At 64.3% G+C, this 23,650-nt stretch carries 21 protein-coding genes and 1 pseudogene; 11 read left to right on the forward strand and 11 right to left on the reverse strand.

Going from position 1 to position 23,650, the window contains the following annotated elements:
* Positions 1-7: 7 nt before the first annotated feature.
* The 3 genes from accC to KRZ98_RS10855 all read left to right on the forward strand — a co-directional run bounded on the left by accC (position 8) and on the right by KRZ98_RS10855 (position 2,521).
* Entirely contained in the window at positions 8-1,360 is a 1,353-nt protein-coding gene (accC, locus tag KRZ98_RS10845) for an acetyl-CoA carboxylase biotin carboxylase subunit (RefSeq protein WP_217673549.1), read from the forward strand.
* Positions 1,357-1,701, forward strand: a complete 345-nt coding sequence (arsC, locus tag KRZ98_RS10850) for an arsenate reductase (glutaredoxin) (RefSeq protein ID WP_217673550.1) — start codon at positions 1,357-1,359, stop codon at positions 1,699-1,701. The genes accC and arsC overlap by 4 nt, the downstream gene beginning before the upstream one ends.
* Before the next feature lie 70 nt (positions 1,702-1,771).
* The gene (locus KRZ98_RS10855; RefSeq protein ID WP_119747754.1) at positions 1,772-2,521 is read left to right on the forward strand and encodes a ParA family protein; all 750 of its coding nucleotides are present in this window, start codon (positions 1,772-1,774) and stop codon (positions 2,519-2,521) included.
* Between the two features lie 121 nt (positions 2,522-2,642).
* Here the strand turns inward: KRZ98_RS10855 and KRZ98_RS10860 are convergent, their stop codons facing one another.
* Entirely contained in the window at positions 2,643-4,940 is a 2,298-nt protein-coding gene (locus tag KRZ98_RS10860) for a bifunctional diguanylate cyclase/phosphodiesterase (RefSeq protein ID WP_217673702.1), read from the reverse strand.
* 128 nt (positions 4,941-5,068) lie between these two features.
* Positions 5,069-6,829, reverse strand: a complete 1,761-nt coding sequence (locus KRZ98_RS10865; RefSeq protein WP_217673551.1) for a fatty acyl-AMP ligase — start codon at positions 6,827-6,829, stop codon at positions 5,069-5,071.
* Between the two features lie 149 nt (positions 6,830-6,978).
* Here KRZ98_RS10865 and KRZ98_RS10870 point away from each other — a divergent pair, with 149 nt between their 5' ends.
* The 4 genes and pseudogenes from KRZ98_RS10870 to KRZ98_RS24545 form a co-directional block, all read left to right on the forward strand.
* The gene (locus KRZ98_RS10870; RefSeq protein ID WP_217673552.1) at positions 6,979-7,503 is read left to right on the forward strand and encodes a regulatory protein RecX; all 525 of its coding nucleotides are present in this window, start codon (positions 6,979-6,981) and stop codon (positions 7,501-7,503) included.
* 47 nt (positions 7,504-7,550) lie between these two features.
* Positions 7,551-8,081 carry a DUF192 domain-containing protein gene (locus KRZ98_RS10875; RefSeq protein WP_217673553.1) on the forward strand — a complete coding sequence of 177 codons (531 nt, stop codon included), beginning with the start codon at positions 7,551-7,553 and terminating at the stop codon, positions 8,079-8,081.
* A gap of 51 nt (positions 8,082-8,132) precedes the next feature.
* On the forward strand, positions 8,133-8,531 hold the full coding sequence (locus KRZ98_RS10880; RefSeq protein WP_119747744.1) for an NADH:ubiquinone oxidoreductase subunit NDUFA12: 399 nt from the start codon (positions 8,133-8,135) through the stop codon (positions 8,529-8,531).
* A gap of 233 nt (positions 8,532-8,764) precedes the next feature.
* Positions 8,765-8,935, forward strand: a pseudogene (locus KRZ98_RS24545) (DUF2155 domain-containing protein); the annotation flags it as partial.
* A 35-nt stretch (positions 8,936-8,970) separates the two neighbouring features.
* Here the strand turns inward: KRZ98_RS24545 and aat are convergent.
* Positions 8,971-9,720, reverse strand: coding sequence for a leucyl/phenylalanyl-tRNA--protein transferase (gene aat, locus KRZ98_RS24050; RefSeq protein ID WP_217673554.1), 750 nt, complete (start codon positions 9,718-9,720; stop codon positions 8,971-8,973).
* Between the two features lie 103 nt (positions 9,721-9,823).
* Between aat and KRZ98_RS10895 the strand changes: the two genes are divergently transcribed.
* Positions 9,824-10,921 carry a TrkA family potassium uptake protein gene (locus tag KRZ98_RS10895; protein ID WP_217673555.1) on the forward strand — a complete coding sequence of 366 codons (1,098 nt, stop codon included), beginning with the start codon at positions 9,824-9,826 and terminating at the stop codon, positions 10,919-10,921.
* A gap of 47 nt (positions 10,922-10,968) precedes the next feature.
* Positions 10,969-12,180: a dipeptidase gene (locus KRZ98_RS10900; RefSeq protein ID WP_217673556.1), complete on the forward strand. Its 1,212-nt coding sequence runs from the start codon at positions 10,969-10,971 to the stop codon at positions 12,178-12,180.
* Positions 12,181-12,371: 191 nt separating this feature from the next.
* Here the strand turns inward: KRZ98_RS10900 and KRZ98_RS10905 are convergent, their stop codons facing one another.
* Genes KRZ98_RS10905 through cysD form a run of 3 tightly spaced genes read right to left on the reverse strand, consistent with a single transcriptional unit; the run spans position 12,372 to position 15,951 of the window.
* Complete coding sequence (locus KRZ98_RS10905) at positions 12,372-13,127, reverse strand: 3'(2'),5'-bisphosphate nucleotidase CysQ (RefSeq protein WP_217673557.1); 756 nt, start codon at positions 13,125-13,127, stop codon at positions 12,372-12,374.
* Positions 13,124-15,040 carry a sulfate adenylyltransferase subunit CysN gene (gene cysN, locus KRZ98_RS10910; protein ID WP_217673558.1) on the reverse strand — a complete coding sequence of 639 codons (1,917 nt, stop codon included), beginning with the start codon at positions 15,038-15,040 and terminating at the stop codon, positions 13,124-13,126. The genes KRZ98_RS10905 and cysN overlap by 4 nt, the downstream gene beginning before the upstream one ends.
* On the reverse strand, positions 15,040-15,951 hold the full coding sequence (gene cysD / locus KRZ98_RS10915) for a sulfate adenylyltransferase subunit CysD (RefSeq protein WP_217673560.1): 912 nt from the start codon (positions 15,949-15,951) through the stop codon (positions 15,040-15,042). Before cysD ends, cysN begins: the two co-directional genes overlap by 1 nt.
* Before the next feature lie 87 nt (positions 15,952-16,038).
* Between cysD and KRZ98_RS10920 the strand changes: the two genes are divergently transcribed.
* Positions 16,039-17,127, forward strand: a complete 1,089-nt coding sequence (locus tag KRZ98_RS10920) for a helix-turn-helix transcriptional regulator (protein ID WP_217673561.1) — start codon at positions 16,039-16,041, stop codon at positions 17,125-17,127.
* Between the two features lie 130 nt (positions 17,128-17,257).
* Here KRZ98_RS10920 and KRZ98_RS10925 read toward each other — a convergent pair whose 3' ends face one another.
* Positions 17,258-18,265: an LD-carboxypeptidase gene (locus KRZ98_RS10925; RefSeq protein WP_217673703.1), complete on the reverse strand. Its 1,008-nt coding sequence runs from the start codon at positions 18,263-18,265 to the stop codon at positions 17,258-17,260.
* A 26-nt stretch (positions 18,266-18,291) separates the two neighbouring features.
* The gene (locus KRZ98_RS10930) at positions 18,292-18,735 is read right to left on the reverse strand and encodes a cupin domain-containing protein (protein ID WP_217673562.1); all 444 of its coding nucleotides are present in this window, start codon (positions 18,733-18,735) and stop codon (positions 18,292-18,294) included.
* A 53-nt stretch (positions 18,736-18,788) separates the two neighbouring features.
* Between KRZ98_RS10930 and dapE the strand changes: the two genes are divergently transcribed.
* Complete coding sequence (gene dapE, locus KRZ98_RS10935) at positions 18,789-19,940, forward strand: succinyl-diaminopimelate desuccinylase (RefSeq protein ID WP_217673563.1); 1,152 nt, start codon at positions 18,789-18,791, stop codon at positions 19,938-19,940.
* Positions 19,941-20,067: 127 nt separating this feature from the next.
* Here the strand turns inward: dapE and KRZ98_RS10940 are convergent, their stop codons facing one another.
* The 3 genes from KRZ98_RS10940 to KRZ98_RS10950 form a co-directional block, all read right to left on the reverse strand.
* The gene (locus tag KRZ98_RS10940) at positions 20,068-21,753 is read right to left on the reverse strand and encodes a bifunctional diguanylate cyclase/phosphodiesterase (RefSeq protein ID WP_217673564.1); all 1,686 of its coding nucleotides are present in this window, start codon (positions 21,751-21,753) and stop codon (positions 20,068-20,070) included.
* A gap of 91 nt (positions 21,754-21,844) precedes the next feature.
* A complete protein-coding gene (locus KRZ98_RS10945; RefSeq protein WP_217673565.1) occupies positions 21,845-22,378 on the reverse strand; it encodes a Smr/MutS family protein in 534 nt (177 codons plus the stop codon).
* A gap of 11 nt (positions 22,379-22,389) precedes the next feature.
* Positions 22,390-23,643, reverse strand: coding sequence for a murein transglycosylase A (locus KRZ98_RS10950; protein ID WP_217673566.1), 1,254 nt, complete (start codon positions 23,641-23,643; stop codon positions 22,390-22,392).
* Positions 23,644-23,650 lie beyond the last annotated feature (7 nt).

A 23,650-nucleotide genomic window follows, 5' to 3' on the forward strand; every position in this document is an offset into this window, starting at 1 on the left:
GACACCCATGGCCATTGAAAAGCTGCTGATCGCCAACCGCGGCGAAATCGCGCTGCGCATCCACCGCGCCTGCCATGAAATGGGCATCAAGACGGTCGCGGTCCATTCCACCGCCGACGCCGACGCCATGCATGTGCGGCTGGCTGACGAGGCGATCTGTATCGGGCCGCCTGCCGCCAAGGACAGCTATCTGAATGTCGCGGCGATCATCTCTGCCGCCGAAATCAGCGGTGCCGACGCGATCCATCCGGGCTATGGCTTCTTAAGCGAAAACGCCAAATTCGCCGAAATCGTCGAAGCCCATGGCATCGCCTTCGTCGGCCCCAAGCCCGAACATATCCGCACCATGGGCGACAAGATCGAGGCCAAGCGGACAGCTGGCGCGCTGGGCCTCCCGCTCGTTCCCGGTTCCGACGGCGCGATAAGCGATCTGGAGGAAGCCAAGGCGATAGCGGAAAAGGCCGGTTATCCGGTCATTATCAAGGCCGCGTCTGGCGGCGGCGGGCGCGGCATGAAGGTCTGCACCTCGCCCGATGATCTGGAAACGCTGATGCAGCAGGCCGGGTCGGAGGCGAAGGCGGCTTTTGGCGACGCGACCGTCTATCTCGAAAAATATCTGGGCAATCCGCGCCATATCGAAATTCAGGTCTTTGGCGATGGCAATGGCAATGCCATCCATCTGGGCGAACGCGACTGTTCACTCCAGCGCCGCCACCAGAAGGTGCTGGAAGAAGCCCCCTCCCCGATCCTGAGCCACGCCGACCGTGACCGGATCGGCGGTATCTGCGCCAAAGCTATGGCCGACATGGGCTATCGCGGCGCGGGTACGATCGAATTCCTCTGGGAAGATGGCGAATTCTACTTCATCGAGATGAACACCCGGCTTCAGGTCGAACATCCGGTGACCGAAATGATCACCGGGGTCGATCTGGTCCGCGAACAGATCCGCATCGCCGAGGGCAAGCCGCTGTCAGTGGCGCAGGAAGATCTTCGCTTTACCGGCCACGCCATCGAATGCCGCATCAACGCCGAAGATCCCCGGACCTTCGCGCCTTCGCCCGGCACCGTGACCCGCTATCATGTCCCCGGCGGGATGCATGTCCGCGTCGATAGCGGCCTGTATCAGGGCTATAAGGTGCCACCCTATTATGACAGCATGATCGGCAAGCTGATCGTCTATGGCCGCACCCGCGAAGGCTGCATCATGCGCCTGAAACGCGCCCTGCAGGAATATGTGATCGAGGGAATGAAAACCACGATCCCCCTGCATCAGGCGCTGCTGGAAGACCCGGAATTCCTGAACGGCGACTATAGCATCAAATGGCTGGAAGAGTGGCTGGCGCGGGATGGTCAGGGGTGAACGCCACCATCTGGCATAATCCCCGCTGTTCCAAGTCGCGCGCGGCGCTGGCGATCCTGGAGAAGACGCCGGGCATCGACGTGACGGTGGTGGAATATCTCAAGACGCCGCCAAGCCGCGCTGAAATCGCGGCAGTGCTGGCCAAGGCCGGGCTGACGCCTCGCGACGCGCTACGCAAGGGCGAGAGCGTGGTGAAGGAAATCGCCCTCGACACCAGCGACGACGCCGCCATCCTAGATGCCATGGCGGCGCATCCGATCATGATCGAGCGCGCTATCGTCATCACGGACAAGGGCGCGGTGATCGCCCGACCGCCGGAAAAGGCGCGTGACGTCCTGTAACGTCACCACAGCGTAACATTGCCATGATTGAGGGCTTGCTTTGGCGGGAGGAAGCCGTAGCCTTCACCCCATGGCAAAGGAACCGGCATTGGCGACCATCGCCGTTTACAGCCTCAAGGGCGGGGTCGGTAAAACCACCTTCGCGATCAACCTCGCCTGGGCGTCGGCGAGCATATCGAAGCGGCGAACATTGTTGTGGGATCTGGACCCGCAGGCGGCATCAAGCTGGCTGATTTCCACCGACAGTAAGAGCCGCGACGCGGCGCAAGCGATCTTCAGCAAGGATGTCGAGGTCCGCAAGCTGATCCAGCCGTCGACCGTGCCGGGGCTGGACCTGATCGCCGCGGACACATCGCTGCGCAGCCTGGACCATCTGTTCCGCGAGATGGACAAGAAGAAGCGGCTGTCCAAGCTGATCGAGAGCCTGGGCAAGGATTATGACCGCATCATCCTGGATTGCCCGCCGGGCCTCACCGAAACCAGCGAGCAGGTGCTGCGCGCCGCCGACCTGATTGTCATTCCGGTCATTCCGTCTCCCCTGTCGCAGCGAGCAATGGGCGAAGTCGCACGCTATCTGGTGCAGCGCGGCGGCAGCCATGCGCCGATCCTGCCGGTCTATTCGATGGTCGATCGCCGCCGGACGTTGCATCGCAAGGCGCTGGACGAACAGCCCGGCTGGCCCGCCATCCCGATGGCCAGCACGATCGAGCAGATGACGGTGCGTCGCAAGCCGCTGGGCGCCTTTGCCCCGGCATCGCCGCCAGCCAAGGATTTTGCCGCGCTGTGGACCATGGTGGAACGACAGTTGCTAGGTAACTAGAGTGCGATGACTTTACCTTGACCCGTTCGTTTCGAGCGAAGTCGAGAAACCGCGCGCGACCGTTTCTCGACTTCGCTCGAAACGAACGGATGTTGGGATTTCAACCTGAAGCCATACGACTCTAGGCCCGCGCTCTTTCCTGCTGCGGCGGGAACAGGCCAATTGCGTCCTGCGCGGCCATGGGGCGGCCGAAATAATAGCCCTGGACCTTCGTGCAACCCAGTTGGCGCACCATCTCCAATTCGACCTCGGTCTCCACCCCTTCGGCGGTGGTCGCCATGCCTAGACTGTCGGCCAGCGTCACGACGGCGCGGATGATCGCCAGGCTTTCGGGCGTATTTTTCGACGCGCCGACCACGAAGCTGCGGTCGATCTTGATCGTGTTGAAACGGGTGCGGCTGAGATAGCCGAGCGAGGAATAGCCGGTGCCGAAATCATCGAGGGACAGCTGGATGCCAAGGCCAAGCAACTGGTCCAAGACCCGTAGCGCGCCCGCATCCTCGTTCATGAACACGCTTTCGGTGACTTCCAGCTCCAGCCGCCGCGCCTCCAGCCCGCTTTGCGCCAAGGCCGATATGACCGCCGATACGAAGCTCGGATGGGTCAATTGTTCGGCCGACACGTTGACCGCAATCCGCACATCATCGGGCCAGCGCATCGCTTCCATGCAGGCGGTGCGCAGCACCCATTCGCCGATCGGTGCGATCAGGCGCGCTTCTTCGGCAACCGGCACGAATTTGACCGGGGAAATCGGCCCCATTTCCGGGTGGGTCCAGCGCACCAGCGCCTCAAAACCCAACACTGCGCCACTGATCGCATCGACCACCGGCTGGTAGAGGACATGAAGCTGGTCTTTGGCCAGCGCCTCTCGCAGCGCCAGTTCGAGCAGCCGCCTTTCTTCCGCCTTGGCATGGAGTTGCGGTTCATAGGCGCAATGCAGCCCGCCACCATCTCCCTTGGCACGATAGAGCGCTAGGTCCGCACTGCGGATCAGAGATTCCGATTCGCGCCCGTCCATGGGCGAGATCGCCGAGCCGACCGATGCCCCGACATAGAGCATATGCTGATCGACCTGATAGGGGGCGGACAGCGCGCCGATGATCGCAGAGGAGAGCTGTTCGATCCGATGGCTGTCAGCGACGGTGGGAATGACGACCCCAAATTCGTCACCGCCGATGCGCCCGCAAAATTCCGGGCCTGAACAAATTTGCCGCAGACGGCGCGCGACCTGGCTGAGCAGCTTGTCGCCGGTCTGATGCCCCAACGTGTCGTTGATCGCCTTGAACCGATCGAGGTCGATCATCAGGAAGCCGCAGCCCGACGCTCGCCCCTGCGTCGCTGCCATCGCCTGATCCAGCACTTCACGCAAATGGCTGCGGTTAGGCAGGCCCGTCAGCGGATCGAAGCGCGCCAGCATGGCGATCTTGTCTGCCGATTCGCGCTGCGTCGTGACGTCCGACGCCACGCCGCGGAAGCCCAGAAATATGCCGTTTTCATCATGGCGTGGCGAAGCGGACAATTCCCACCAGCGGGTCTGGCCCTGCACCTCGACCGGAAGGACCAGATTGCTGAAACTTTCGCGCCGCTTGAGATGGTCGGCCAGACTGTGCAGCCCGGCAGCGAAACGGCCGTTTTCCCAACCGCTTCCGGCCAATATCTGGACCAGAGGCTCCCCTTCCAACTGGGCAGGCTCCAACCCCATGGTTTCGGCAAAGCGCGCAGAAACGCTGCTGATCCGGCGCAGCGGATCGGTCTGCCACAACCAGTCGGCCCCACCGCCCTCATATTCGCGCAGCAGCAGGCTGACGACTTCGCTCTTTTCCTCCAGCTGCACCGTGGTGCTTTGCTGGCGTGCGAAGGTGCGGGCATAGATGACGCAGCCGACCAGTAGCGACAGCGCATAGCTGGTCGCCAGCGCGCGCAACGGTAACTGGCCACCGTCATGGAACATGGTGAACAACCCCGCGATGCAGGGCAAGAGGAAGGCCGTAGCGGACAGCGGCGTCGCGGCATAGCTGATGGCGCCGCACACCATGATGCAGCTGATCACCGTCCAGAGCGCAACCAACTCCTCCGTTTCACCCGATCGCGAAACAAGGACCATGCAGGCCGCCCATACGATGCCCTGCAACAGCGCGCCAAAGCCGTGTCGGCGCAGATCGCGGGCCGTGAGGCCGATATTATTGGCTTTACGGCGGTCACGGTCGATTACGACAGCGACCAGGGTGCAACCGATCAGCGCGACGCTCCACAGCCCCAGCATGGTCGGCGAACAGCAATGGACAAAAACCTGCCAGATGAACAGCAGGGCACACAGGTTCATGACCTGCCGCAGCAGGGCCACGCTGTCCGCGGTGCGCAGCTGCGATTCCAGCACCCGCGTTCCCGCGTCGCCACTTACACAGCAAAGGCCCATCATCGCGCGCAGCGATGCACGCGCCTGACGGTCCGGTTCGGCGATATGATCCTGCTTGCTACCCACGGTCCCGCAATAGCAGCCATGGGTTATGATTTGGTAAGCCCCACGACCATGAAGCGGTCAGCCTGTCACGCTGCTATGTCGTAGGGTCTGATTTCGCCGGTCAGATACAGGTTGCGCGCCTTGGACCGGCTCAATTTGCCGGAGCTGGTGCGTGGCAGGGTGCGCGGCGGCACCAGTTCGACGACGCAGTTCATGCCGGTGATCGCGCGCACCCGCTCACGAATCTGGTCGCGCAGGCGGGAGCGTTCGTCATTGTCGGACGTGCGGCAATGGACCAGCACGGCGGGCGCTTCTTCCCCGCCAGGCGTGGTGATGGCGAAGGCGGCAATATCGCCCTGCTTGAAGCCGGGCAGCTGCTCCACGGCCCATTCAATATCCTGCGGCCAGTGATTCTTGCCGTTGATGATGATCATGTCCTTGGCGCGGCCGACAATGTAGAGATAGCCGTCGCTCAGATACCCCATATCGCCCGTATCGAGCCAACCGTCCGCCATGCAGGCGTCGGTCGCAGTCTGGTCCCGGAAATAGCCGACCATCAGCGATGGGCCCGTGGTCCAGACCTTGCCGATCTGGCGCTCGTTCAGCGGGCCACCATCCTCGTCACGGATTTCCACGGTCATGCCGCGCGCGGGCTTGCCGCAATTGACGATGGAGCGGAAGCGCTGCGGACGGCCTTCGGTCGCGTCGCCACCCGACAGGTCGGTTTCCTCGACCAGTTCGACGATGATCCCCTCGCCCGGCGGCATGATGGTGACGGCCAAAGTCGCCTCGGCCAGGCCATAGCTGGGCAGGAAGGCGTTGGGCGAGAAACCGGCGTCGGCAAAGGCATCGACGAAGCTCTGCATCACGTCAGGGCGAATCATGTCCGCGCCATTGCCCGCCAGTCTCCACCGCGACAGGTCGAACCGGTCCTGCGCCTTGGTCTGGCTGGACATGCGACGGGCGCAAATATCGTAGCCGAAGGTCGGCGAGTAGCTGATCGACGTGCCTTCGTTCCGGCTGATCAGGTCGAGCCAGGCCAGCGGACGGCGAGCGAAATCCTCGGTTTTCATATAATCGGTCGACACCTGATTAGCGACGACCGACAGGAAGCAGCCGACCAACCCCATGTCGTGATACCAAGGCAGCCAGCTGATGCAGCGGTCGCTGTCCTGCACTTCCATGCCATGGCTGTGCGCCGCCAGATTGCTGAGAAGCGCATGATGCGTCACCGCAACGCCATGGGGGAAGCGGGTCGATCCGCTGCTATATTGCAGATAGGCGATATCCTGCGTCTGCGCCTGCGGCAGATCGGCGGGGATCACGTCGCGGGCGATAAAATCCTCGAACGCGATGCTCTCGACATTCTTCTGGCGACCGGATTCGCCCGCCATCTCGGCCAGTTCCTGTGGAAACAGGAACAGCATCGGGTCACAGCTGGAAAGCTGGACGTTGAGCTGGTCGATATAGCTTTCCTTGCCGCCAAAGCTTGTCGGCAGCGGCAGTGGCACCGGCCAGGCGCCCGCATAGATGATGCCGAAGAAGAGCTGGGCGAAATCGACGCCGGTTTCGGCGACCAGTGCGACCCGGTCCTGCGGCTTGACGCCGTGAGCGATCAGGCGATGGGCGCAACGAAGAGCGTCGCTGCGCAGCTCGCTGAACGGATAGGGCCGCGCCAGATTGCCACGGGCATCGTGGAAATTGAGGCCGCGAACGCCCTGCGCCGCATAGTCGAGCGCCTCGCCCAGCGTCTCGAAGTCCGAGAAGCGGCGCGGCAGATCATCAGTGGTCGGCGTCGGTGCCATCATCTCTTGCGAACCCGTCATATTGGTTTCACCCAATGTCATAAATTATGTGATCGGCGCGGCCGCTATCATCTTTGACCGCGACATGCACCGGATATTCCATTCCAGTCCGCCCTTGTAGCGCATAAGGCACGGTGAAATTCCGGCCCGACTGTGGCATAAACATGGCGGCTGGCGCATGATGGTCCAACATGACCAGCAAACGCCCCCGCCCACCGCTTGACGAGGACAGCCTGCGCGAAGCCGCGCTACGTTATGTGAGCCGGTTCGCGACCAGCCGGGGCAAGTTGCTCGCCTATCTGCAACGCAAGGTCAAGGAACGCGGCTGGGGCGGAGAACAGCCCGCGGACCTGCCCGCTCTGGTCGAACGGCTGGCGGCGCTCAGCTATGTCGATGACAGCCAATATGCAGTGATGAAGAGCGCGGCGCTGGGCCGCCGGGGCTATGGCGCGCGTCGGATCGACGAAAGCCTGCGCGCGGCGGGCATTGCCCCGGCCGACCGGACGGATGCGGACGCGCAGGTGGACGCAGAAACCTGGATCGCGGCGGAACGCTATGCCCGGCGCAAACGGGTCGGTCCCTATGCCAGCACGATGCCCGACCCAAAGCAGCGGGAAAAAGCCATCGCCGCCTTCCTGCGCGCCGGCCATAGCTATGCCATCGCGAGACGCTGGGTCGATGCCGCGCCGGGCGAAGTGCCGGAGGCAGAGGAATGAGGGTTAATCCCCTCCCCATGATCCACGAATCGCATTAGGCAGGCGGGATGATGCGCTTTCCTGCCCTGATCGCCTTGGCGTTGCTCGCCGCCTGTTCGGCCGACCCGCAAGCCACCAACAACAGCGCTACCGTAGCGCAGGCACCCGTCGCGCTGCTGCCTTTGGTGATCCAGACCGAAAAGGATGTGCAGCGCTTCACGGTGGAGGTTGCCGCAACGCCGCAGCAGCAGGAAGCGGGCCTCATGTTCCGCAAATCACTGGCGGATAATGGCGGAATGCTCTTCCCGATGGATCCGCCGCGCACCGCGAGTTTCTGGATGAAGAATACGCTGATCCCGCTCGACATGCTCTTCATCCGCACTGACGGGACGATCGCCTTCATTGGTGCCAACACCGTCCCTTATTCGCGCGAACCGGTGTCAGCAGGCGTTCCCGTCGCCGCCGTGCTGGAGCTGCGCGGTGGGCGCGCGGCGGAACTGGGGATCAAAGAGGGCGACCTCGTGCAGTGGGGCGGTTGCGCCGTGCCGACGGAAAAGGTCAAGACCGACCTCAATTTCTGCCCCACTCCCGTCTCGTAGCGCCATATCCACCTTGCCAATCCCCCGTCGCAGCGGCTAAGCGCGTGGGCCATGGGAATTCTCGGCAAGATCTTCACCTGGTGGGATGGCGCGACCATCGGCACCTCGCTGTTCACCGCTCGCAAGGGCCAGAAGATCGGCGAGGATATCCAGGGCAATGTCTATTATGAAGGTGGCAGCGACGTGCATGGCGTGCCGCGCCGCTGGGTGATCTATAATGGCGCGAACGACGCCAGCCGAGTGCCGGCCGAATGGCATGGCTGGCTGCATCATTCGATCGAAGGGACGCCCGAAAGCTTCCTGCCGCCGCCGCGCATCTGGGAACGGGAATTCACCCCCAACGCCACCGGCACCGCGCTTGCCTATCGCCCGTCCGGCGCGATGGAAAAGGGCGGCCTGCGCCAGAAGGCGACCGGCGATTATGAGGCTTGGAGCCCCGACGCATCATGATCCGCCGTCCGGCGGGGGCTTGCCTGCCGATCCTGCTTGGCGCGCCGCTGCTGGCGCTGACCGCCTGTGGCGACAATGACGTGCCTGCCGCCAACCAGACCGGCCCGGTCCGGGTGCACGGGACGCCGATCCGTTCGGGCAATGCCGCCACCCTGCCTGGTACGCCGATGGCAGAGCGCACGGCAGTGATCGGCCTGCTCAACAAGCGCAACGGCCTGACCCGCGACCTGACGATGAAGCCGGGCGAAGCGATGCGCGTGGGCGACGCGATCGTGCGCCTGCAAGCCTGCGAAACCAGCGCGCCATGGGAAAATGTACAGGAAACCGGCGCCTTCGTGCAGCTGGACGTGCGCAGCAGCGCGGACGGCAAATGGCGGCGCAATTTTTCCGGCTGGCTGTTCCGCGAACGGCCCGACCGCAATGTCGTGCAGCACCCGGTCTATGACGTGTGGGTCAGAAGCTGCGCGATGGCATGGCCCGAAAGCGGCCCCGATTCGGTGAAGATCGGCGGCAAGGGCGAACCGGTCGCCGCCTCCCCTGCCAGCGGTGCGAATGCCAGTTCCGCCGCGACGCCAGCGCCTGCCGACAGCACGCCCGCCCCTGCCCCCAGCGGCACACCTTCGACCGCTGCGCCCAGCAACTGAAGATAGTCGCGCTGGGCGATCTCCACCGCGCCGAGCGAGTGGAGATGGTCGGTCATGAACTGACAGTCGAGCAGGGTGAAGCCGCCAAAGCGCAGCCGCGCCACCAGCCAGGCCAGCGCAACCTTCGACGCGTCGGTGCGCCGCGACACCATGGATTCGCCAAAGAAGGCGCGGCCCAACGACACGCCATAGAGGCCGCCGACCAGTTCCTGCCCTTCCCACACCTCTATCGAATGGGCGAAGCCATCGGCGTGCAACTGGCGGTAGGAGTGTTCGATCGGGCCGTTGATCCAGGTCGATGGCCGATCCGGCGCCGCCTGCGCACAGAGCGCCACGATCCCGGCGAAATCGCGGTTGGCGGTCACCCGAAAACGGTCGCGACGCAGCGTTCTCGACAGTGAGTGCGACATATGGAAGCCGTTGAGCGGCAGGATCGCCCGGCGCTTGGGTTCGACCCAATAGACCTCCTCCGCCTCCCGATCGTCGGACATGGGAAACACGCCGATGGCATAGGCTTGCAGCAGGAGCAGCGGGTCGATCGTCATCACATTCCGCTCTAGCGCGAAGCATCCTGCCGGTCATCACCGGACTCGACAGGATCGCGCAAAAGCGCCACCACATTGCAGGCTTCGGGGGGAAGCAGGGACGATGGTACAGGACCGGACGGGCAGCGACACAGCCAGCCTCTTTGCCTCACCGGCGCGGCTGCTGGTGGGGACGCTGATCTTTGTCGGCATAGTCTTTGTCGCGGCGGTGTCGGCCTATGTCGCGGCGGGATGGCCAGTCGCGGATGCTGCCTATATGGTCACTTTAACCATATTCTCAGTGGGTTATGGCGAAGTCCGGCCCATCGCCACGCCCTATTTGCGCGCCGTCACAATCGCCACGATGGTGCTTGGCTGCACCGGCATGATCGTGCTGACCGGCGCGCTGGTGCAGATGTTCGCGGCCATTCAATTGCGCCGATTGCTGGGACTGGATCGTATGCAGACTTTGATCGAACGGCTGAGCGGCCATGTGGTGATTTGCGGCTTTGGCCGGATCGGCGTGCAACTCGCCAAGGAGTTGCACGCGGCGGGCACGCCCTTTGTCATATTGGAACGCGACGGCGGCAAGATAGCCGAGGCGCAGGCGCTGGGCTATCTGTGCCATCGCGGCGAGGCGACCGAGGAAAGCGCGCTGCGCACCGTCCGCATCGACCGGGCGAAAATATTGGCGACGGTCCTGCCCGACGATGCCGCCAATGTGTTCATCACCCTGTCGGCCCGCAACATGAATCCGGGCCTGGAGATCATCGCGCGCGGCGAGGCACCGACCACGGAAAGCAAGCTGCTGCACGCGGGCGCGGACAAGGTGGTGCTGCCCACCCATATCGGCGCGGAGCGGATAGCCGAAATGATCCTCTATCCCTCGACCGCCGGGTTCGTCGCCAATTCCGCCGAGATGGGCCAGATGAAGCGCGGTCTGCACGAATTCGGGCTGGAACTGGAAATGGTGGTCGTGCCCGACAAGGGCGCAATGACCGGCGTGACCGTGGGAGAGGCCGAGCGGCGTGGCCGGGGCGCTTTCTTCGTCGTCCAGATCGACCATGCCAATGGCAAGAGCATCCAGCATCCCGGCGAGGAAGTGAGGCTGGAAGCGCAGGATCAGGTGCTGCTAGTGGTGCGCGGCAGCCGCGTGTCGGCGGGCGCGATCTTCACCGCCCCGGCGCAGCGCCAGCGCACCGGGCGCACCTTCTTCGGCTGACGCGCGGGCGATTGACTTGGGGGCGCGCGCGCCTACCCTCTCGCCCCATGAAAAGCCTTAGTCTCGCGGTGTTGCCGCTGCTGTTCGCCGCCCTGCCCGCCCAGGCCGCGCCCGATCCCTATGCTGCGCGGATCGCCAAGGTGCTGAAAGCCACGCCGCTGATCGACGGCCATAATGACTGGCCCGAAGCGCTGGCGGAGAAAGCGAAGGATGCGCGCTGGACGATGGACCTGACCCAGCTGGACCCCAAGCAATATCATACCGATATCAAGCGGTTGAAGGCGGGTGGCGTCGGCGGGCAGTTCTGGTCGGTCTGGGTGTCGGCGGACCTGCCGCAGGTGCAGCAGGTGAAAGATACGCTGGACCAGATCGGCATGGTGCATCATCTGGCCGAACGCTATCCCAGCGATTTTACGCTGGTGACGACGGCGGCGCAGCTGCGCGCGGCGCACAAGGCCGGGCGGATCGGGTCGCTGATCGGGGTCGAGGGTGGCGGACAGATCGACGGCAGCCTCGCCGTCCTGCGCGCTTACCGGCAACTGGGCGCGGCCTATCTGACGCTGACCCACAGCCGCACGATCGACTGGGCCGACAGTGCGACCGACAATCCCAAGCATGATGGGCTGACCCCGTTCGGTGAGGATGTGGTGCGCGAACTCAACCGGCTGGGGATGCTGGTGGACCTGAGCCATGTCAGCGAGGCGACGATGCTGGACGCGCTGCGGGTGACGAAGGCACCGGTGATCTTCTCCCACTCCAACGCCCGTGCGCTGTGCGACACGCCGCGCAATGTGCCGGACGCGGTGCTGAAACAGGTGGCGGCCAATGGCGGCGTGGTGATGGTCAATTTCGCCGCCCAATATGTGTCCGAAGCCCGCCGCGTCTGGGGCGCGGACCGCAGCGCGGAGATCGCCCGCTATAATGCGCCGCCCTTGGGCGGGCTGTATATCGGCAACCCGGACGGTGCGGCAAAGGCGCTGGCGGCGTGGGAGGCGGCGCACCCGGAGCCGGTTGCGACGATCGGACAGGTGGCCGACCATATCGAGCATATCGTCAAGCTATCTGGTCATGACCATGTCGGCATCGGCAGCGATTTCGACGGGGTGGGCGATCTGCCCGAAGGGTTGAGCGGGGTGGAGACTTACCCGGCGTTGCTGGCGGAGCTGATGCGGCGCGGGTGGAGCGACGCCGATGTCGCCAAGCTGGTCGGCGGCAATGTGCTGCGGGTGATGGCGGCGGCGGAAAAGGTGGCCGGATAATATGCCCCCTAACCCTCTCCCTTGAGGGAGAGGGTTGCGGAGACTTGGCTGCTTGCAGCCCTAGTCGCAGCTGGGAGAGGGTGTAGCGGCGTCAGAGGAGCGCGCACGCTCCGCGTCGAACCCCCTCTTCCAACTTCGCCTAACCCGCTACCGGGTAAGGCTTCGTGTCCTTCTCCCCCAAGGGAGAAGGGTTATGCCGCCTGCACCTCCGCCACCAGAGCCAAGACCTGTTCCGCGTGCTCCTTACGGCAGATCAGCAGGTCAGGCATATAGACGTCGCGCTGGTTGTAGATCAGCGGGCTGCCGTCGATGCGGCTGGCGTGCAGGCCGTGGGCCAAGGCAACGGCGGCGGGGGCCATGCTGTCCCATTCATATTGGCCGCCCGAATGGAGGTAGATATCCGCCTGCCCCAGGATGATCGCCATGGCCTTCGCCCCGGCGCTGCCCATAGGCACCAGTTCCGCGCCCAGTTTCTCAGCCACTGCCACCGCTTCGGCGGCGGGGCGGGTGCGGCTGACGACCATGCGCAGCTGATCGGGTGCGGGTGGCACGACGCGCGGCTGGTCGGTGCGGATGACGACGCCGCCATCCAGCCCCGGCAGCGCCACCGCGCCAATCGCCGCCTGCCCGTCGATCGCCAGGCCGACATGCACCGCCCAGTCGGCGCGCGCTTCGCCATATTCGCGGGTGCCGTCGACCGGATCGACGATCCAGACCCGCGACTGGCTGAGCCGATCCTCATTGTCCTTTTCCTCTTCGGACAGGAGGCCGTCCTCCGGCCGCACCTCGCGCAGGGCGTGGCACAGGAACTGGTTGGCGGTCTGGTCGCCCGCCTTACCCAGCGCCTTGGGACTGAACAGCCCTGATTCCCGAACGTCGAGCAGGATTTTTCCCGCAACCTCTGCCAAATGGGCCGCCAGCGCGGCGTCGGTCATGCCGCCGCTCATGGGATCAACCTCGCGACGATGGCGTCGGCGGCTTCATCGGCACTCATCGCCACGGTATCGACGCGGATTTCCGGGTCGAGCGGGGCTTCATAGGGGCTGTCGATGCCGGTGAAGTTTTTGAGCTGCCCCGACCGTGCCTTCTTGTAGAGTCCCTTGACGTCGCGCGCCTCGGCATCGGCAAGCGGCGTGTCGATATGCACCTCGATAAACTCGCCCGGCTGCATCATCTGCCGCACCATGTCGCGTTCCGAACGGAAGGGCGAGATGAAGGCGGTGATGACGATCAGCCCCGCATCAGTCATCAGCTTGGCGACTTCGCCCACCCGGCGGATATTTTCCACCCGGTCGGCATCGGTAAAGCCCAGATCCTTGTTCAGGCCATGGCGGACATTGTCGCCGTCGAGCAGGAAGGTGTGACGGTTCATCCGCGCCAGCTTCTTCTCGACCAGATTGGCGATGGTCGATTTGCCCGCACCCGACAGCCCGGTGAACCACAGCACGGCTGGCTTCTGGTTCTTGAGACCCGCATGGAAATCGCGGCTGACGTCGGTGGCCTGCCAATGGACATTCTGCGCCCGGCGGAGCGAGAAGTGCAGCATCCCCGCCGCGACCGTGGCGTTACTGATCTTGTCGATCAGGATGAAGCCGCCCAGCGTCCGGTTCTGGGCATAGGGTTCGAACACGATCTGCTTGTCGGTGGACAGGTTGGCGACGCCGATGGCGTTGAGATCTAGCGTCTTGGCCGCCAGATGCTCCATCGTGTTGACGTTGACCTGATATTTGGGCTGCTGGATGGTCGCGGTGACCATCTGCGTGCCGATCTTGAGCCAGTAGGACCGGCTCGGCAGCATCTCCTCATCCGCCATCCACACGATGGTCGCCTCGAACTGGTCGGCGGCCTGGGGCGGATTGTCGGCAAGGGCGATGACATCGCCCCGCGAACAGTCGATTTCATCGGCAAAACAGAGCGTAACCGACTGGCCAGCGACCGCCTGATCCAGGTCGCCATCCATCGTGACGATGCGGCTGATGGTGGAGGTCTTGCCCGATGGCAGGACCCGGATGGCGTCGCCGGGCTTGACCGTGCCGGTGGCGATCAGGCCGGAAAAGCCGCGGAAATCGAGGTTCGGGCGGTTGACCCACTGCACCGGCATACGGAAGGGCTTGTCGGCATCGACCGCGCTGTTGACCTCGACCGTTTCGAGATGCTCGATCAGCGCCGGGCCGGCGTACCAGGGCGTGTTTTCCGACGGGCCGGTGATATTGTCGCCCTTGAACCCGGAAATCGGCATCGGTGTGAAGGCAGCGATGCCGATGCTGGCGGCGAACTCGGTATAGTCCGCGACGATCTTGTCGAAGATCGCCTGATCATAGCCGACCAGATCCATCTTGTTGACGGCCAGCACGATGTTGCGGATGCCGATCAGATGGGCAAGATAGGAGTGACGACGGGTTTGCGTCAGGATGCCCTTGCGCGCGTCAATCAGGATGACGGCCAGATCCGCGGTGGACGCGCCGGTTACCATGTTGCGGGTATATTGTTCGTGGCCGGGCGTGTCGGCGACGATGAACTTGCGCTTTTCGGTGGCGAAGAAGCGATAAGCGACGTCGATCGTGATGCCCTGTTCCCGCTCGGCGGCAAGGCCATCGACGAGGAGCGCGAAGTCAATCTCCTGACCCTGCGTGCCGACGCGCTTAGAGTCGGCCTGCAAGGCTTCGAGCTGATCCTCGAAGATCATCTTGCTGTCATAGAGCAGGCGGCCGATCAGCGTCGACTTGCCGTCGTCCACCGACCCGCAGGTGATGAAGCGCAGCATCGTCTTGTGCTGATGCACGTCCAGATAGGCGTCGATATCCTCGGCAATGAGGGAATCGGTCTGATAGACTGAATCGTTGGTGATGATGTCCGACATCAGAAATACCCCTCCTGCTTCTTCTTCTCCATGCCAGCGCCGCCGGCATCCTTGTCGATCGCGCGGCCCTGCCGCTCCGACGTGGTGGTCAGCAGCATTTCCTGGATCACTTCAGGCAAGGTGGCAGCCTCGCTCTCCACCGCGCCGGTGAGCGGATAGCAGCCCAAAGTGCGGAAGCGGATCGAGCGTTCGACCGGCACTTCGCCCGGTTCGAGGGGGAAGCGGTCGTCATCGACCATCAGCAACATGCCGTCACGCTCCACCGTCGGGCGCTTGGCAGAAAAATAGAGCGGGACGATCGGGATGTCGTTCAGATGGATATATTGCCAGATGTCCAACTCGGTCCAGTTGGAGATGGGAAATATGCGGATGCTCTCGCCCTTGGCTTTGCGGGCGTTGTAGAGGTTCCACAGTTCCGGGCGCTGGTTCTTGGGGTCCCAGCCGTGGGAGGCGGTGCGGAAGGAGAAGATGCGCTCCTTGGCGCGGCTCTTTTCCTCGTCGCGGCGCGCGCCGCCAAAGGCTGCGTCGAAGCCGTAAAGGTTGAGCGCCTGCTTCAGCCCTTCGGTTTTCCACATGTCGGTGTGCAGCGCGCCATGGTCGAACGGGTTGATGCCCCGGTCCTTGGCTTCCTGATTCTGATAGACCAGCAATTCCATGCCGCTTTCCTGCGCCATCCGGTCGCGCAGCTTGTACATTTCCTGGAATTTCCAGGTCGTGTCGACATGCAGCAGCGGGAAGGGCGGCGGCGAAGGATAGAAGGCCTTGCGCGCCAGATGCAGCATCACGGCTGAATCCTTGCCGACGGAATAGAGCATCACCGGCTTTTCTGCCTCCGACACCACTTCCCGCAGGATGTGGATGCTCTCGGCTTCGAGTCGCTCCAGATGGGTCAGGGTTTTTGCGTCTGCCATGCGGTCCTCAGCTTGTTTGTACGTCTCTTATGGCAGCAAAGCCAATATACTGGACCTCCCATATGGGAGGATGTATGAGCATCATTCATGCGGCTGGATGATGGCGGATTATTGGCGGCCCTGCATGAAGGGATGTTCCAGCAACCGCTGTGGCAGGACTTCCTGGAAAAGCTGCGGCTGCGCACTGACGCGGTCTATACCACGCTGGTTTTCCGCCCGGTCGATGAGGATGCGATCGTCGAGTTGCACGCCGGCCCGACGCCACCGACCCATTTGCACAGTTTATTCGTCGAAAAATATGGGCGCGCCCCTTTCCCCTACCGCCATATGCGCGACGGGCGGGTCTATGCCCTCGCCGAACTGCTGGAAGAGAGCAATCCGGTCCACCGCGCCTTCAACAGCGAATTGCTGGTGCCGCAGGGGATCAGCGACATGCGCTCCATCCGCGTCACGGAACCCAGCGGAGTGGATGGCTGGCTGGCCTGCGCGGGCGGGCGGTCCATCGGGCCGGCGGTCAGCGCACTTCTGACCGCGCTGGCCCCGCATCTGCGCATCGCTCTCCGCGCCTTCGTCGCGCTGGAGCGGGAGAAATTGCGATCGACGCTGACGTCCGAAGCGTTCGGGCGGCTCAATTTCGGCTGGCTGACGCTCGACGCGCGCTGCCGCATCATCGACATGACCGCCCATGTCGAACAGCTGTTCCAGCGCACCAGCGTGCTGCGGCGCGGGCGCTACGACCGGCTGACCCCGGCATCGCCGCTGATCGACCGGGAACTGACCGCGCTGGTGCGGCACATGGCCGACGATCCCGACAGCCGCCCGCGCGCCATTAACCTCAGCCGTGATCCATGGATGGACATATTGGTCGCGCCGATCCGGGGGCGGTCGGTGTCGGCGGGATCGACCCCGGTGGCGATCGCCTATTTGAGCGGCGACCGCTGGTCACAGGCGGACCGGTGCGAGCAATTGGTCGAACTGTTCGGCCTGTTGCCCAGCGAAGCGCGACTCGCCTGGGCGATCGCGCAGGGCATCCCGATCAGCGAGGCCGCCGCGAACTTGGGCATCACGGTGGAAACCGCGCGCAATTACAGCAAGAAAATCTATGCCAAAACGGGTGCGCGGGGTCAGGCGGAACTGGTGCGGATCGTGCTGACCAGCGTGCTGGCGATTGCGTGAGATGAGTAAAGCCCGATGACTACACCATGATCCGTTCGTTTCGAGCGAAGTCGAGAAACCTGCACGCGACGTTTCTCGACTTCGCTCGAAACGAACGGTGACGGGGCTTCCACCCTCCAACGATCATGACTCAGGCGACCCCCGCCTCCAGCAACCGGATCGTCCCCGCGCCCGCATCAATCTCCGCCCGCACGCCCACCGGCAGGCTATACTGGTTCGCCACATGGCCAAACAGCGCACCCTGAAAGGCCGGGACGCCCAGCGGTTCCAGATGCTGTTGCAGCACTTCGGACAAAGTGAAGCCGCCATAGGAGGGACCAGCGGCGGTGCAGCCGCTGCACTGGCCGAACACCACACCCGCCAGCTTCCCCAACACGCCGCCCAGCGCCAGCTGGGTCAGCATCCGGTCGATGCGATAGGGGGCTTCGTCAATATCCTCGATGAACAGGATCGCGCCGGTAAAGTCGGGTAGCCAGCCCGTCCCCATCAGCGCCGCCAGCACGGTGAGGTTGCCGCCGAGCAGCCGCCCGCGCGCTACGCCGGGGCGGAAGGTGCGGATGCGGCCCGTGCGCTGGACCAGCCTGTCCTCCATACCCGGCGGATTGGCGAAGGTCGGGGTTTCCCCCTCGAACGCAACGGCGCGGAATGCATCCCAGGACAGCTGGCCCCAGCTGCTCGCGGCATTGGGACCATGGATGGTGGTGAAGCCCGCCTTCGCCGCGAAGGCCAGATGCAGCGCAGTAATATCGGAAAAGCCGACCAACAGCTTGGGGTTCGCCCGGATCGTAGCGAAATGGAGATAGGGCAAAAGCCGCGCGCAGCCCCAGCCGCCACGCACCGCGAACACGGCCTTCACCGCCGGATCGGCATACATCGCGTTGATGTCGGATGCCCGGTCCGCATCCTTGCCCGCCAGATAGCCATGGCGCTGCGCAAGATGGGGGGCGTCCTTGGGCTTCAGCCCCATGGCGAGCATGGTTTCGCGCACCAGGTCCAGATCGAATCCGTCGTCGGTAAAACCAGCCGGTTCGATCAGCCCGACCGTGTCACCGGGACGCAGACGCGGCGGCTTTACGAGCTTCAAGGGCGCAACCGGGGGTGCCTTGGCCGCGACCAGCAATGCGCCCATCCCGGCCATCAATGCGCGGCGATCCATGGCAATCGTCAAAAGCTGCTCCTGTCCTTGCGCCGATAGCCGCCAGCCGTCCACAACAGGTCTATGTCGGGATAATGGCAATCCCCCGTTGGCGGACGACCAAAGGCCAGAAACACGCAATCGCCATCGCTTTCGTTCAGCAGATGATGGCCGTTCGCTTCACCCTTGGGAAAGGCCGCCATATCGCCCGCACGCATGAGCGTGCGAGCGTCATCCTCGACCAGCACCGCCTCCCCCGCCAGCATGACGACAAACTCATCCTCATCCTCATGCCAGTGCCGCTGGGCGGATGCGCCGCCGGGTTTCAGCACGACATGGCTGACGCCAAAATCGGTCAGGCCGTGGGGTGGTCCCAGTCGCCGCACCCATCGCTCCGCCACGGCCGCGTCATGGGGGGCGGGATAGCCGGTGCTGTTGGTCTGCACGATATGCTCTAGCGCGATCCGGGGCATGACCTGTCCTCCTGCTGCTGGCCAAGCGGTCCTCCATTCGCTAACGCCGGGGCATGACCATGACCAGAGCCAATGATGATGTGGTGGCGCTCGCGCAGCGCCTGCTCGCCTGCCCATCCGTAACCCCCGCGACCGGCGCGGTGTTTGCCGCGCTGGAGGATATGCTGCTGCCCCTGGGCTTTAGCGTGGACCGTTTCATCGCGGGCGAAGCGCCTGACGGGCCGGTCGAAAATCTGCTGGCCTGGCGCACTACCGGCGCGGGGCCGCATTTCGCCTTTGCCGGGCATCTGGACGTGGTGCCGCCCGGTCCCGGCTGGACCAGCGATCCTTTCGTGCCGGAAATTCGCGGCGACCTGCTCTACGGGCGCGGCGCGGTGGACATGAAGGGATCGATCGCCGCCTTCGTAGCGGCGCTGGCCACCCTGCCCGACGATCTGCCCGGCACGATCAGCCTGATCATCACCGGGGACGAGGAAGGGCCAGCCGTCTATGGCACGCTGGCGCTGATGGAACGGATGGCGGCGCGCGAATTGCGCCCGGACCTGTGCGTCGTCGGCGAACCGACATCGTCGGCGCGGCTGGGCGATGTAGTGAAGATTGGGCGGCGCGGGTCGGTCAATATGTGGATCAACGTCGCAGGCACGCAGGGCCATGTCGCCTATCCGCATCTGGCCGACAATCCCGTGCCTCGCCTTGTCCGCATCCTCGCGGCCATCGACGCGCTGATGCTGGACGAGGGGACCGACTGGTTCCAGCCCAGCAATATCGAGATAACCGACATGGAGGTCGGCAACCCGACCACCAATGTCATTCCGGGGGCAGCCAGCGCGCGCATCTCGATCCGCTTCAACGACCAGCATAGCGGTGCGGCGCTGGTCGAACGCATCAGCGCGATCGCGGCGACCGAAGGCGGCACGGTGATGGCCAAGATCAGCGGCGAACCCTTCCTGACTGCGCCCGGCACATTGTCCAGCTTGGTGTCGGACGCGATTCGACAGGTGACTGGCGTGGACGCGGAATTGTCCACCACCGGCGGCACGTCCGACGCCCGCTTCCTCTCGCGCCTGTGCCCGGTCGTGGAATTCGGCCTGAACAACGCGACCATGCACAAGCTGGACGAGGCCGTGGCGGTGCAGGATCTGCGCGATCTGGTGGAGATTTACCGGCTGATCGTGGAACGGGCGTTGGGAAGGGTTGAGGGCTGAGGCTCAACGCGCCATGACTCTACTCCCGTTCGCTTTGAGCGAAGTCGAGAAACTGTAGCGCACGGTTTCTCGACTTCGCTCGAAACGAACGGAGGCTGGGCGCTGCAACCCAAAACCATCCTGCTCGTTAACCTGCCCCACGCTCCAGCGCAGCAGGCTGCGCCGTATAACGGCTCAGATAATCCTCTTCGCCCGTCGGCATCGCCAGATGATAGCCCTGAAACAGGGTGCAGCCGATGACGCGCAGCATGTCCATTTGCGCCTGGTTCTCAATGCCTTCGACAACCACTTCCATCCCCAGCCCCTGGATGAGGCCGACGACGGCGGAGCAGATGGTGCGCGCTTCGGCGGATGTTGCGATGTCGCGGACCAGGCTGCGGTCGATCTTGACCCGGTCGACCGGCAATTCCTTCAGCCGCGACAGATTGGAATAGCCGGTGCCGAAATCGTCAATGGCGATGCGCACGCCATCGCGGCGCAGTGCGGCGAGCTGGTCCAGCACGCGCAGTTCCATCTCCATCGCCAGCGATTCGGTGATTTCCAGCTCCAGCATCCCATCTGGCACATGATGCGTGGCGATGGCGTGGCGCAGGCGCAGAAAGAAATCGGCCTGCCCCAGTTCGCGGGTCGAGATATTGACGGCGATCCGCTGATGGATGCCTGCGCGGGACCAGCGGGCAGCGGTTTCGCACACCCGGTTCATCACCCAGTCGCCCAACGCGACGATCGCGCCGCTTTCCTCCGCCACCGGCACGAAGGCGCCGGGCATGACGATATTGCGTTCGGGATGCGCCCAGCGCACCAAGGCTTCGGCAGTGACGGCGCGATCGGTCAGGACGTCGATCTGCGGCTGGAACTCCAGCAGAAATTCGTCGCGTTCCAGCGCCAGCAGCAGGTCGCGCTCCAGATCGGCGCGATCGGATGCCTCCAGCGCCAGCGCATCGCTATACATTTCCGCACGGCCACGCCCCTCATGCTTGGCATGATACATGGCGATGTCGGCGGCGCGCAGCAGGGTAGACAGCGTGTCGCCATGGTCGGGATAGCAGGCGATGCCGATGGATGCGCCGAGATCAACATGCTGGCTGCCAAGGTCGAACCGTTCGCTCAGCGCGAACTGGATGGCGCGGGCGATCCGCGCGGCGGCGTTGTGGCCCGACAAGGTAGGGAAGAACATCGTGAATTCGTCACCGGCGAGGCGACCGATGACCGCGTCGCCCATCCCCGCGCCGATCTGCGCCATCACCACTTCGCGCAGGCGGCCCGCAACGCGCGCGAGCAACTGGTCGCCAGCGGCATGGCCCAGCGTGTCGTTGACGCTTTTGAACCCGTCGAGATCGATGAAGAACAGGGCGGCCATGCCCCCCTCCTCGCGCTCGGCAAGCTGGCGTTCGACCTGGCGGCAGAAACTGGTGCGGTTGGCAAGCCCCGTCACCTGATCGAACAGGGCAAGCGCCTGGACATGGTCGAGATTGGTGCGGACCTGGCTGAACAGGCTTTCGAGCGCGACCGACAGATCGGGCAGTTCCAGCCCGATTTCGCGTGGCACGCGCGACTGGAGATCGCCATGGGCGGCGGCAAGCAGGCGCTCGGTGGCGGCGTCGATCGCGGTGGCAGTCGTGGCAATGGTGCGGCTGGCGGACGCCCAGCTCATCGTGCCGCAAAGAATCGCGATGATCAGCGCGCGGCCAATCTGGACGATGTCGTCCTGCGCGCCCGGCGTGTAACCCAGCACCAGCGACAGAATGAACACCAGCGCCCCTGCGGCGCAGGCAAAGGCAGCAGCGCGGCTTTTCAACGTAACGCCGTGCATCTGCCTCCTTACCCCCGCAAGCGACCCCGAAAGAGGATCATGATCCGCCGGATATGAAGGACAGTGGTTAAGAAAAGATCAGCGAAAGCCGTTATTTTTTGCGACGCAAAACCAGATAAAGCGCGCCATCGCCGCCATGGCGCGGATGGGCGACGCGGACGCTGGCGATGCGGTCGGCATAGGGGCTGGTTTCCAGCCAATGGCCGATTTCCGCGCGGATCGCGCCGCGTCGCGATGCCCCGTCCGCCGCGTTTTTGGGCGGCTTGCCGGTGACGACGAGGAGGACGCGGGCGTCCCGCGCCAGCCCCGACGCGATCGCCTGATTGAGCCGCACATGCGCCGCCGACAGGCTGTGACCGTGCAGGTCGATGCTCATGTCCGGGCTGATCGTGCCACCGCGAATCCGCTTTTCCCAGCCGCTATCCAGCACTGCTGCGGGGGTGCGAACCGGCACGGGAGCCTGTGTCGAGCGTGGGGGCGGCGTTAACCCTGTTTTGACGGCGACAGCCACCGGCTGGGTCGGGAGCGCGGGCATGACCCGGCCATGCGGGCGGATCGGCCGGACCGATCGGGTTAGCGCAGTCCAGAGCGCGGCTTCATCGGGGGACAGGTGCCGCCGCGCCATCGAACGGCCGGTCAGGGTCGGACGAGGCGCGCCGCCGAGCCGATCGGCAGCAACACCAGCGCGCTGCCGCGTGCCGACATGCCGCCGGCAATGCCCCGCGCCCGCGTGCCCGCGCCCCAGAAACTGTCGAAGCGATTGGCGCCCTTGATCGCGCCGCCCGTATCCTGCGCGATCCACACGCCATTGGGTTCGGCGCGGTCGAGCGAGAGCAGCACCGGCGCGCCCAGCGGCACGAATTTGGGGTCGGCCGCGACCGTTCCCTCCGCCGTCACCGGTACCCCCAGCGCGCCGATCGGCCCGGCGCCGGTCAATTCGCGGAAGAATACGAAGCTCTTATTTTCGTTCATGATTCCCGCGCCCTCGACCGGGTTGGCGCGCAGATAAGCCATGATATCCTGCATCGACCCGGCCTGGATCAGACCGCGATCCTTCATCAGCTTGCCGATGCCGCTATAGTCGCGGCCATTCTGCCCGTCATAGCCGATCCGCATGACGCTGCCGTCGGGCAGGTTGAGCCGCCCGCTGCCCTGCACCTGGAGGAAGAAAAATTCGACCGGATCAGCGGCCCAGGCGAGTTCCAGCCCGCGCCCGGCCAATGCGCCTGCCACGATCTGGGCGCGTTCGTCATAGGGGATGAATTTGGTGCCGGACACTTTGCCACGGATCGTGCGGCCTTTGAGGCTTTCGCTGAACTGGCCGAGATCGACGTCGATCAGGTCGCCGGGGCGGCGATAGATTGGCACTTCATAGCCGGGCTGGCGGGTGCGCGATCCGGCGATTTCCGGTTCATAATAGCCGGTGACGAAGGCCGCGCCTGTGCCAACCTGCACCGCTTCAAAATAGCGGGAGAAAAACTCGCTTGCACTGGCTTCAGGCCAACTGGACGCTGCCGCGCAGGCATTGTTCCAGTCGGACCCCTTGGTCAGGCCACTCTGGTCGGTGCGACGCATCAGCGTGGGGCAGGATATGCGGAAGGCTTCGAGGGCCAGCCGCGACCGTTCGCCCGACGGGATCAGGCTGGCGATATCGGGGCCGCGCGTCACGCCAAGGCCCGCTGCCGTGCTGCTGTCCAGCGCCGGATCAGCAGGAACTTCGACCGGCAGGGTCGGGCGCGGGGTTGCAGGAGTCGGGCGGGTCGCCTCGCCCGATGGCACGGGACGCGACGGTGTGGCAGGGCCACTCGCCGAGGGCGGGATCATCCCGCCTGCGCAAGCGGACAGCGCCAGCGCTGCGATCAGCGCGCCCGCCGAATGCCGAAAACTCATGCCGCGA

Source organism: Sphingobium sp. AS12, assembly GCF_019097845.1.
In the GTDB taxonomy this organism is placed as follows: Bacteria; Pseudomonadota; Alphaproteobacteria; order Sphingomonadales; family Sphingomonadaceae; genus Sphingobium.

Coding starts and splice junctions, on each gene's coding strand:
- accC (WP_217673549.1), top strand. CDS start 8: ATGGCCATTGAAAAGCTGCTGATCGCCAACCGCGGCGAAATCGCGCTG.
- KRZ98_RS10855 (WP_119747754.1), top strand. CDS start 1,772: ATGGCAAAGGAACCGGCATTGGCGACCATCGCCGTTTACAGCCTCAAG.
- KRZ98_RS10860 (WP_217673702.1), bottom strand. CDS start 4,940: ATGATGGGCCTTTGCTGTGTAAGTGGCGACGCGGGAACGCGGGTGCTG.
- KRZ98_RS10865 (WP_217673551.1), bottom strand. CDS start 6,829: ATGACATTGGGTGAAACCAATATGACGGGTTCGCAAGAGATGATGGCA.
- KRZ98_RS10870 (WP_217673552.1), top strand. CDS start 6,979: ATGACCAGCAAACGCCCCCGCCCACCGCTTGACGAGGACAGCCTGCGC.
- KRZ98_RS10875 (WP_217673553.1), top strand. CDS start 7,551: ATGATGCGCTTTCCTGCCCTGATCGCCTTGGCGTTGCTCGCCGCCTGT.
- KRZ98_RS10880 (WP_119747744.1), top strand. CDS start 8,133: ATGGGAATTCTCGGCAAGATCTTCACCTGGTGGGATGGCGCGACCATC.
- aat (WP_217673554.1), bottom strand. CDS start 9,720: ATGACGATCGACCCGCTGCTCCTGCTGCAAGCCTATGCCATCGGCGTG.
- KRZ98_RS10895 (WP_217673555.1), top strand. CDS start 9,824: ATGGTACAGGACCGGACGGGCAGCGACACAGCCAGCCTCTTTGCCTCA.
- KRZ98_RS10900 (WP_217673556.1), top strand. CDS start 10,969: ATGAAAAGCCTTAGTCTCGCGGTGTTGCCGCTGCTGTTCGCCGCCCTG.
- KRZ98_RS10905 (WP_217673557.1), bottom strand. CDS start 13,127: ATGAGCGGCGGCATGACCGACGCCGCGCTGGCGGCCCATTTGGCAGAG.
- cysN (WP_217673558.1), bottom strand. CDS start 15,040: ATGTCGGACATCATCACCAACGATTCAGTCTATCAGACCGATTCCCTC.
- cysD (WP_217673560.1), bottom strand. CDS start 15,951: ATGGCAGACGCAAAAACCCTGACCCATCTGGAGCGACTCGAAGCCGAG.
- KRZ98_RS10920 (WP_217673561.1), top strand. CDS start 16,039: ATGCGGCTGGATGATGGCGGATTATTGGCGGCCCTGCATGAAGGGATG.
- KRZ98_RS10925 (WP_217673703.1), bottom strand. CDS start 18,265: ATGGCCGGGATGGGCGCATTGCTGGTCGCGGCCAAGGCACCCCCGGTT.
- KRZ98_RS10930 (WP_217673562.1), bottom strand. CDS start 18,735: ATGCCCCGGATCGCGCTAGAGCATATCGTGCAGACCAACAGCACCGGC.
- dapE (WP_217673563.1), top strand. CDS start 18,789: ATGACCATGACCAGAGCCAATGATGATGTGGTGGCGCTCGCGCAGCGC.
- KRZ98_RS10940 (WP_217673564.1), bottom strand. CDS start 21,753: ATGCACGGCGTTACGTTGAAAAGCCGCGCTGCTGCCTTTGCCTGCGCC.
- KRZ98_RS10945 (WP_217673565.1), bottom strand. CDS start 22,378: ATGGCGCGGCGGCACCTGTCCCCCGATGAAGCCGCGCTCTGGACTGCG.
- KRZ98_RS10950 (WP_217673566.1), bottom strand. CDS start 23,643: ATGAGTTTTCGGCATTCGGCGGGCGCGCTGATCGCAGCGCTGGCGCTG.